The organism is Breznakia blatticola (genome assembly GCF_004365815.1).
Taxonomy (GTDB): domain Bacteria; phylum Bacillota_I; class Bacilli_A; order Erysipelotrichales; family Erysipelotrichaceae; genus Breznakia; species Breznakia blatticola.
Window position 1 is genome coordinate 1 of the sequence record NZ_SODD01000063.1, and the last position, 9,155, is coordinate 9,155.

9 protein-coding genes are annotated in these 9,155 nt (G+C 34.3%); 6 read left to right on the top strand and 3 right to left on the bottom strand.

Annotated elements, in window-relative coordinates; genetic code table 11:
* Window positions 1-94: 94 nt before the first annotated feature.
* Window positions 95-955 carry a DUF4438 domain-containing protein gene (locus EDD63_RS10930; protein WP_134171350.1) on the bottom strand — a complete coding sequence of 287 codons (861 nt, stop codon included), beginning with the start codon at window positions 953-955 and terminating at the stop codon, window positions 95-97.
* A 49-nt stretch (window positions 956-1,004) separates the two neighbouring features.
* Between EDD63_RS10930 and EDD63_RS10935 the strand changes: the two genes are divergently transcribed.
* From EDD63_RS10935 to EDD63_RS10950, 4 genes are all read left to right on the top strand, one after another.
* A complete protein-coding gene (locus EDD63_RS10935; RefSeq protein ID WP_134171351.1) occupies window positions 1,005-1,973 on the top strand; it encodes a retropepsin-like aspartic protease in 969 nt (322 codons plus the stop codon).
* 34 nt (window positions 1,974-2,007) lie between these two features.
* The gene (locus EDD63_RS10940) at window positions 2,008-2,439 is read left to right on the top strand and encodes a peptidylprolyl isomerase (RefSeq protein WP_134171352.1); all 432 of its coding nucleotides are present in this window, start codon (window positions 2,008-2,010) and stop codon (window positions 2,437-2,439) included.
* Window positions 2,439-2,786: a hypothetical protein gene (locus EDD63_RS10945; RefSeq protein ID WP_134171353.1), complete on the top strand. Its 348-nt coding sequence runs from the start codon at window positions 2,439-2,441 to the stop codon at window positions 2,784-2,786. Before EDD63_RS10940 ends, EDD63_RS10945 begins: the two co-directional genes overlap by 1 nt.
* Before the next feature lie 133 nt (window positions 2,787-2,919).
* A complete protein-coding gene (locus EDD63_RS10950; RefSeq protein WP_134171354.1) occupies window positions 2,920-4,089 on the top strand; it encodes a glycosyltransferase in 1,170 nt (389 codons plus the stop codon).
* Between the two features lie 6 nt (window positions 4,090-4,095).
* Here EDD63_RS10950 and EDD63_RS10955 read toward each other — a convergent pair whose 3' ends face one another.
* Together EDD63_RS10955 and EDD63_RS10960 are read right to left on the bottom strand one after the other, a co-directional pair.
* Window positions 4,096-4,824 carry a TrmH family RNA methyltransferase gene (locus EDD63_RS10955; RefSeq protein WP_134171355.1) on the bottom strand — a complete coding sequence of 243 codons (729 nt, stop codon included), beginning with the start codon at window positions 4,822-4,824 and terminating at the stop codon, window positions 4,096-4,098.
* Window position 4,825: 1 nt separating this feature from the next.
* Complete coding sequence (locus EDD63_RS10960; protein WP_134171356.1) at window positions 4,826-5,680, bottom strand: polysaccharide deacetylase family protein; 855 nt, start codon at window positions 5,678-5,680, stop codon at window positions 4,826-4,828.
* 89 nt (window positions 5,681-5,769) lie between these two features.
* Here EDD63_RS10960 and typA point away from each other — a divergent pair, with 89 nt between their 5' ends.
* Together typA and EDD63_RS10970 are read left to right on the top strand one after the other, a co-directional pair.
* Window positions 5,770-7,599: a translational GTPase TypA gene (gene typA / locus EDD63_RS10965; protein ID WP_134171357.1), complete on the top strand. Its 1,830-nt coding sequence runs from the start codon at window positions 5,770-5,772 to the stop codon at window positions 7,597-7,599.
* Window positions 7,600-7,726: 127 nt separating this feature from the next.
* The gene (locus EDD63_RS10970; protein ID WP_134171358.1) at window positions 7,727-8,962 is read left to right on the top strand and encodes an aminopeptidase; all 1,236 of its coding nucleotides are present in this window, start codon (window positions 7,727-7,729) and stop codon (window positions 8,960-8,962) included.
* Window positions 8,963-9,155 lie beyond the last annotated feature (193 nt).

Below are 9,155 nucleotides of genomic sequence, written 5' to 3' on the forward strand. Positions count from 1 at the left end.
AACTGTCGAAACATGTTGGAAAGCCGTATACGTTAGTAGCGTACGTACGGTTTGATAAGGGGCGATTGAAGTAATTCAGTCGCCTACTTTTTAATTACTTAATAAAGTTTTTAAGATTTGCTTGTTTGTCGATGAATGGAACAATACTATCATCATTTGATGTAAATAATGCACATACACCTGGACCGTGTCCTGAAGTGTAAGAATCACTGTGAACAATTACCCCAATGATCCAAGAACCTTTTTTATAGTGTGGACCATTAAACCCGTTATGATCTTCGATAGCAACAATATCACCAAAACGTAATGTATCAAGTTTGTATTGTTTATTCATGTCTTCATCTTGCGTCATGATATCATAGTCACCACTTTCAAGAGCACTAGCACCTAATCCTGATCCCATTAAGCAAGCTGGGATAATGTGGGTAACTCCAATTTTTAAATGGTTTTCTTCTTCACGAAGAAACTCTTTTGCTTCCATGATTTCAAATAATTCTGGATCTAAGTTCATCACTTTAATGTTTGGAAATTCTTCAATTGCTAGTCCTTGACCATATCCTTTAACTAACATCGTTTCATCTCCACTAAGAAAATCTAACACATCTTCATCAAAGTAAACAAATGCATGTTCAATTCCACCATGTGTTCCAGTGATAACTCCTGTTTTTCCTTTTGCATCTCCACTTGTGATACGAACTTTATTTCCAACACAGCTAAATAATTGAAGTGCAGGATTTTCATCTTTGTTTGGGTTTTGGATTGATACACCTGGTTCTACGTGGTCACCAACAATTCCCATACAAGAATCACCGATTTGGAAATTATATGTGATTCCTCCTACAGCTGGGATGATTCTTCCTTTACCATCATAGCCCACACGGTATCCTCTACCTGTTGGGTGATGAATCTTTCCAATCAATGAATGCATAACAAGTTTTTCTTTATTTGTTTTCATAGTTAGTTTATCCTCCGATATTCTTAGTATAACATGTTATAATTTCAATATGATAGTTAACGCTAAGACAAGAGTAGAAAAAACATTTAGTTACTCAGATAAAGAAAAAGAAACAATTAAGAAATGCTTTGAAATGTATGAACCACAACTGATGGAAAGTAAAAAAACATATGATGGTCGTGCATTTTTCAAAGATCGAAAAATAATCAAACATACACCAACATTCACAATGAAAATGAAACAAGACAAGGTGGGCTTATATGTATGTGATGTTTTGATTCAAGGAAAGGCAGTATCGATGTTGATTGATACCGGTGCACAGTGTAGTGTACTTTTTGAAAGTTCATTAGCACTTGTGAAATCAACTCCTACAAATCACGATATGGAAATGGGAAGCTTTGGAGGAAAACGAGCAAAAGCAAAAACAGTTTCTGTAGAACGTGTATATTTTGGTTCAGTGGAACTGCAAAACCAACCATTTGTTGTGATTGATAATAAACACTTTACGATTCCTTTAGTAAAAATAAATCTGATGGATTTTGATGGGATTCTAGGTTGGGATGTCTTGAGTCATTTAGATTTTGAATTAGATGATGTACATAAAACCTTTTCAATGATTGAACCACAAGAAGAGTTTCCGATTCAAAACTTTATACCGTCTGCATTTCCAACATGTATCGTGATTGATTCAAACAAACAGGCAAGTATTTTTGGTTTTGATAGTGGAGCGCGTGAAAGCTGGCTGGGTGAGAACTATATGAAGCAAACGAATATCGATGTAATCAGTAGTGTTAGACCACTCTCAATGGGTGTTCATGGAATGGAACGTGTAGAGACAATGCTTGCAGATTACCTACAATTGTATTTATATGATACACGTATGGTGTTTGATAAAATCATGAGTGGTCCAGTCAATATTATTGAACATGTAGAGTTTGCTGGTGTACTAGGCAATAAAATATTTAAAGGTCGTAAACTACAAATCTATTCTTCGAAAAGATTTATGCGAATCTTGTGATATAATATCTAACATAGTTAAGTGAGGTATAAATATGATTAACGGAAAAATTACGATGCAAAATGGAGCTGAAATTCCTTTTGTTTTATACAATGAAGATGCACCGAAAACAGTTGCGAACTTCGTGAAATTGATTAATGATGGATATTACAATGGAAAAACATTTCACCGTGTAATTCCTGGTTTTGTTTCTCAAGGTGGATGTCCAAATGGAAATGGAACAGGAGATTTAGGTTACACAATTACATGTGAAACAGAAGGAAATCCACACAAACACGTGGAAGGTGCTTTATCAATGGCACACCGCGGAAAAGATACAGGTTGTTGCCAATTCTTTATTGTTCACGATGCACAACCACACTTAGATGGTGTTCATACAGTTTTTGGTCAAGTTACAGATAACATGGGAGCTGTAAGAAACATGCATAATGGTGATGTCATGGAAAAGGTTGAGGTTGAAGCTTAATGGGTGATCTTCGTAAATTGGGAGTACCAGCACTTGTCATAGTTGTTTGTGCACTCATTGCGTTTTGGGCAAATCCTGCTACATTCTTTGTCACAAACTTTTACTTATATTTAAAGATTGTTGCATTGATTATCTTTGGGGCAACACTAAATGTGTTCTCAAAGAAAAGCTTTTCAGGTAGTCCATACAAGAAAATCGTTGCAGTGTTACTTGTTGTGTTTATGACTTTAATTCAATTAAATGTAATTACACTTCAAACAAGTAATGTTGTATTTCAATTATTTAATCCAAATTACTTTTGGAACGATATGATTTATATTTACTGTGGGTACTTATTTGTCGACTAATGGAGGTCTGATATGAAAAAGTTCTTCTACATGCAAATTGAAGATTGGCAACGTCGCTTATTTATGAGTGGTGCTTTTATCTTGTACTTTGCAATTATGTCATTTTTAGCATTTGGATTTGGGAAGTAAGTATATGAAAAGAAATGTATTATTTGTAGTCGATGAAAGAGAAATGGGTGGAGTATCGGTCGTGTTAAATGATCTAATCCACCTTTTAAATCGTGATGAGTTCCAAATTGATGTGCTTATATTACACGATAAAGGTTCTATGTTAAAACATCTTCCAAAAGATGTGCATGTATACTATGGTTCACCATATTTTGAAGCAATTGATTATACATTGAAAGAAGCTATTCAATCAAAGAGTGTAAAAACGTTATTGCGAAAGTTGAAAGTTATATTTGATTTAAAAACGGGGCGAATAAAAAAGGTGATTCCAAAGGAACGGAAGAAATTTATGCATAAATCCTATGATGTAGAAGTTGCATATAAAGATGGGTTTACAGCGATATTTACAGCATACGGAGACACGCCAAAGAAAATTCACTGGTTACACAGTGCTTATGGAACGTTTAATCCAACAGAGAAATATCAAAAATTGTTTGAAGAACTTTTACCGAAATTTGATCATATTGTTGGAGTTGCAACTAATGTAGTAAAAGAATTTAATGAAATCTATCATTTAGATAACATCACGGAAGTTATTCCGATAGCTATGGACACAAAGCGAATCAAGCAACTCGCTAGCGCACAAAGTAAAGTGGCAATTCAAAATGAAGATATTAATATAGTTGTTGTTGGACGAGCGCATCCAGTAAAAGGATATGGGCGTATGGTTGATGTATTTGCTAGATTACAAAAAGAGAAACTATTAAATCAAGTAAAAGTGCATGTGTTTGGTGATGGTCCATTATTTGATAATGTAGTTAAACAAATACATGATTTGAATTTACATGATGTAATTTATATGGAAGGAAATATAGATAATCCATATGCAGAGATGAAACAATATGATTTCTTGCTGTTACCCTCATATTCTGAAGCTTTTGGAACGGTAATTAGTGAGTCATTTATCCTTCATGTACCTGTATTAGCAACGGATACATCTGCAAGTCAGATGTCAATAAAACCAAATGTTAATGGTTGGATATGCGAGAATAGTGAAGAAGGATTATATCAGCAATTAAAAGATGTACTTATGCATCCAGAAGAAATAAGTTCATGTAAGAAATCGTTAAATGATTATGAATATGATAATTCAAAGATTCTAAAACGCATAAATGAAATATTAAAAGAAGGGTAAATATTCCTAATTAGGAGTGTTTGCCCTTCTTTGTCTAAGAATTTCAAATGATAATATCGTAGATGCAGCAACTGCATTAAGTGCGTTTTTAAAATCTGTATTATAAGGTATGTATACATGTTGGTTACTTAGTTCGAGTACATCTTTCGTAAGACCTCGTTTTTCACCACCGATGCAAATACATACTTTTTTATTGAAGTCATAATCATACATTTCTATAGCATGATCATCACGTGCAGCTGCAACAACTTCAAAACCAGCAGTTTGTAGTTCTTCAAGTGTATCTGCCACATTAGATGTTGTGATGTGTTTAATGTACTCACTTGCTCCTGCACTTGCTTTTGTAACAGTTGTAGCAGCATTTGACCAATTTCTTTCATTTGTGATTATACAACTGCATCCAGCTGCATAAAGTGAACGAATGATATATCCAAAATTAAATGGATCTTCGATTCCTTCCACAAATGCTACAAAGTCATCATTTTTAATGTCATCTACATTTTGATAGATTCGATCTTCAACTTCTGCTAGCATCCCACCATGGGTTTTTCCACTTGCCATTTCATCGATTTTCTCGCGTGTGATGGATTCAACTGGAACACCTTGTTCTTTTGCCTTGAAGATGATGTATCCACTATCTTTACTTTTTTTCTTTTTATCAACTATGATTTTCTTTACATTACGATATGGAGATAACAATGCTGCTTTAACTGAAATATTTCCTTCTAATAGCATGTTAGTATTCTCCAGTTAGTTCCATGTACTTACTTGCAGTAACAAATTCATATCCCATTTCTTTTAGTTTTGGAATTACGATTTCTGCTGATTTTACGCTGCTATCGTAAATGTCATGATATAGAATTACTGCTTGTGGCTGAACAGTTCCCAGTACAGTATCAGCAGATCCTTGTGGGTCACCTTTAAAACGCCAGTCGTTACTATCAACTGTCCATAGGAAAATGTCTTTACCAATTGTTTCTTCAATCTCTTTACTGTAATTACCGTATGGAGGACGTAATAGCGTTGTAGTTTTACCACCTGCTTTACGGATTGCTTCATCTGTTCTATCGAGTTGTTGTTTCACTTCTGCGGGACTTAATTTTGTTAAATCAGGATGGTCGTAGGAGTGACTAGCAACTTCGTGACCTGCCTTAATAATCTTTTTAAGCATTTCTGGGTTTTGCTCAGCTTTACTACCTAAGACAAAGAATGTTGCTTTGATATCATATTTCTTTAGTACACCTAATAAATAATCTGTGCTTTCATATCCTGGTCCATCATCAAATGTTAGACATGCAATTTTCATGTCTGCAGGAAGTGGTTTATGTCTTGGCAATTCTTTACCTATTGCAAAGTCGCGAAGTACAACTTCTTTAGCATTTCTCGCTTTCTCGTTAAATAAACTTGTATCCTTTACATATAATGCTATCGGATTAGGTTTTGGTGGGTTTAAGATTCCCATTAAACTCTTTACACCAAACACACTTAAACCGACTATCGCAATCATGATAACGACTAGAATAGCAATGCGTCCCACACGCGGTTTCATTTTTCGATATTTCCTCTTTTTATTTTCATACTTATATCTCATAACTCAAATCCTACTATGAAAGTCAAAAAAATACTAGTGTTAATGACATAAAAGTTGTATAGTAATTGAGTTAGCGAGGAATAAAGCCTATGGAACATAAAAAAATTATAAACTTAGCCGTTATCGCTCACGTTGATGCGGGTAAAAGTACACTTGTTGATGCTTTTTTAAGACAAAGTGGACAATTTAGACAAAATGAAGATGTAGTTGATTGCGTGATGGATTCGAATGATTTAGAAAGAGAACGTGGAATTACGATCTATTCTAAAAACTGTTCGATTATGTATAAAGATATTAAAATTAACATTGTGGACACACCAGGCCATGCTGATTTTTCTAGTGAGGTAGAACGTATTATCCATACAGTTGATACAGTAATACTATTGGTTGACTCAAGTGAAGGACCAATGCCACAAACTCGATTTGTATTACAAAAATCATTGGAAATCGGATTAAAGCCAATCCTATTAATTAATAAGATTGATAAACGTGACCAAAGAGCAGAAGAAGTTGTAGATATGGTATATGAACTATTCTTAGAACTTAATGCAAACGATGAACAATTAGACTTCCCTATATTATATGGAATTGCTAGAGAAGGTATCGTGCAATATGATATGCAAACGCCTAGTGAAAACATTGAACCATTGTTTGAAACAATAGTTCAACACTGTGATGTATATCCAAACTTAGATGAGGAACCATTACAAATGCAAGTAAGTGCACTAGCATATGATGAATATGTTGGTCGTTTAGCAATTGGTCGTATTTACCAAGGAACATTGAAAGCAGCACAACAAGTTATTGTTTGTGATAGTTTAGGAAATAGCCGACGTGCGCAAGTAAGTCAGGTGCAAATTTACCAAGGACTATCAAAAAACAAAGTTGATGAAGCTTGTAGTGGAGAAATGGTTGTAATTGCAGGTATTCCGGATATTTCAATTGGAGAAACACTATGTCAAGATATGGATCATCTATTACCAATGGAAATGATTCATGTTGAAGAACCAACAATGTCAATGAACTTTATTGTTAATAAAAGTCCATTTGCTGGACAAAGTGGACGTTATGTTACTTCAAGAAATCTAAAAGAACGTTTAGATAAAGAATTAGAAGTAAATGTTGGATTGAAAGTAGAAGCAACAGATTCAGCAGATATGTTTAAAGTTAGTGGACGTGGAGAACTTCACATTTCAATCTTACTTGAAAACATGCGTCGTGAAGGATATGAAGTTGCAGTAAGTAAACCAGAAGTTATCATGCACCGTGATGATGAAGGTGTACTTGTAGAACCAGTAGAAGAAGTTATTGCACTAGTTCCAAGTGAATATAGTGGAACAGTAATTAATAAACTAAACTTACGTAAAGGGGTTATGGTTGATTTAACTGAAGAAAACGATTTTGCAAAGGTTGTATTTAATGTTCCTACACGTGGATTGTTAGGATACCGTAGTGAATTTATCAATGATACACATGGAGAAGGAACACTAGTACGTCGTATTGCTGGATTTGAACCATTTAAAGGTGATATTCAACAACGTGCCAATGGTGCACTTGTATCAAGTGCAACAGGTAAATCAATGACATATGCGCTTTGGAATATCCAAGAACGTGGACAATTGTTTATTGGACCTCAAACACCTGTATATGAAGGAATGATTATTGGGCAAAGTGCTCGTAACTTAGATATGGATGTAAATCCAATCAAGAATAAAAAGTTAACAGCGATTCGTTCAAGTGGAAATGATGATGCAATGAAACTTACACCACACAAACAAATGTCTTTGGAAGAAGCACTAGAATTTATCAATGATGATGAATTAGTAGAGATTACACCAGATGACATTCGTTTACGTAAAAAAGGATTAACTTTAGTTGATCGTAAAAACTTAATGCGTGAAGCAAAAGCTGGTCAATAGTAGAAATGAAGGCGTGTACACAAGTATGCGTCTTTTTTGATGCCAAAGAATGATGTGCATTCTAAGATGTACATTGTTTCTAAACTATGTTTGAACTATAATATATCTAATGAAAAGAGGTTTATTTATGTTAAGTAAAACAATTATAGAAAAGTATGCAAAATTAGCAGTACGCTCTGGGGTTAATGTACAACCAGGACAAACAATGGTGATTAATGCACCAGTGAATACAAGAGATATGATTGAAGCCTGTGTAAAAGAAGGTTATGAAGCAGGAGCAAAAGAAGTGATTGTAAACTTCTATGATGAAAAAATTAATCGTATGCATTATGAATACCAAAGTGTAGAAACTTTGACTGATATCCCTGATTACTTAGTAGAACAAAAAGTTGCACCATTACGTAATGGTGGATGTATTTTGCACATCGTAAGTGAAATTCCAGAAGTAATGGCTGGACTAGATGCTACAAAATTACAAGAAGTAGGAATTGCACGTCAAAAAGCATTTAGAGAATCTAGTGAAATTACAATGGCAAGTAAAGTTCAATGGAGTATTGTAGGGTATCCAAACGTCGATTGGGCAAAAAAAGTATTCCCAAATGAACCTGAAGAAGTTGCAATGATCAAATTGGGTGATGCAATTTGTAACAGCGTACAGGTACTTGAAGATAATGATCCAATCGAGTTTTGGAAAGAACACGATGAAAACTTACGTAAATACGTAAATATTATGAATGACTATAACTTCAAGTCACTACATTTCAAAAATGAATTAGGAACGGATTTAACTGTTGAACTAGTAAAAGATCATATTTGGGCAGGTGGAGATGAAGCAACACCTGGTGGTGTAATGTTTAATGCAAATATGCCAACAGAAGAAGTTTTCACGATGCCATATAAATATGGAATGAATGGTAAAGTTGTCAGTACGAAACCGCTTAGTTACAATGGAAGTTTAATTAATCAATTTGAACTAACGTTCAAGGATGGAAAAGTAGTCGAGTATAAAGCAGAAAACAATGAAGATGTTTTACAGTCACTAATTGAGTTTGATGAAGGAAGTAGCTATACAGGTGAAATTGCACTTGTTCCATACCACTCGCCAATTTCTATGAGTAATATCTTATTCTACAACACGTTATATGATGAAAATGCATCTTGTCATATTGCATTAGGTAGAGCATATCCAATGAATGTAAAAGATGGAACAACAATGACTCAGGAACAATTAGATGCTGTTGGATCAAATAATTCGATGATACATGTAGATTTTATGTTTGGAACAGAAGACTTAGAAATCATTGGGACAACGCAAGATGGAAAAGAGATTACAGTGTTTAAAAATGGTGACTTTGCTTTTTAATACTTATTAATTATATCTATGTGAAATTTTGGGAATGTTATACTATATCCTATAATTCATAAGAAATGAGGCTATTTATATGCTATAATAAGCAACGTTGAGGGTGCGCCAGTTCGGTGCATAATATATAATTGGGTGAAACTCCCAATCTGGTAAAGAATAACCAACAACCAGTACCTAGACTTGGAGCCGA

Excerpts from the sequence above, each read along its gene's own strand:
- EDD63_RS10940 (WP_134171352.1), top strand. The coding sequence starts at position 2,008 with ATGATTAACGGAAAAATTACGATGCAAAATGGAGCTGAAATTCCTTTT.
- EDD63_RS10960 (WP_134171356.1), bottom strand. The coding sequence starts at position 5,680 with ATGAGATATAAGTATGAAAATAAAAAGAGGAAATATCGAAAAATGAAA.
- EDD63_RS10970 (WP_134171358.1), top strand. The coding sequence starts at position 7,727 with ATGTTAAGTAAAACAATTATAGAAAAGTATGCAAAATTAGCAGTACGC.
- EDD63_RS10955 (WP_134171355.1), bottom strand. The coding sequence starts at position 4,824 with ATGCTATTAGAAGGAAATATTTCAGTTAAAGCAGCATTGTTATCTCCA.
- EDD63_RS10950 (WP_134171354.1), top strand. The coding sequence starts at position 2,920 with ATGAAAAGAAATGTATTATTTGTAGTCGATGAAAGAGAAATGGGTGGA.
- EDD63_RS10945 (WP_134171353.1), top strand. The coding sequence starts at position 2,439 with ATGGGTGATCTTCGTAAATTGGGAGTACCAGCACTTGTCATAGTTGTT.
- EDD63_RS10935 (WP_134171351.1), top strand. The coding sequence starts at position 1,005 with ATGATAGTTAACGCTAAGACAAGAGTAGAAAAAACATTTAGTTACTCA.
- EDD63_RS10930 (WP_134171350.1), bottom strand. The coding sequence starts at position 955 with ATGAAAACAAATAAAGAAAAACTTGTTATGCATTCATTGATTGGAAAG.
- typA (WP_134171357.1), top strand. The coding sequence starts at position 5,770 with ATGGAACATAAAAAAATTATAAACTTAGCCGTTATCGCTCACGTTGAT.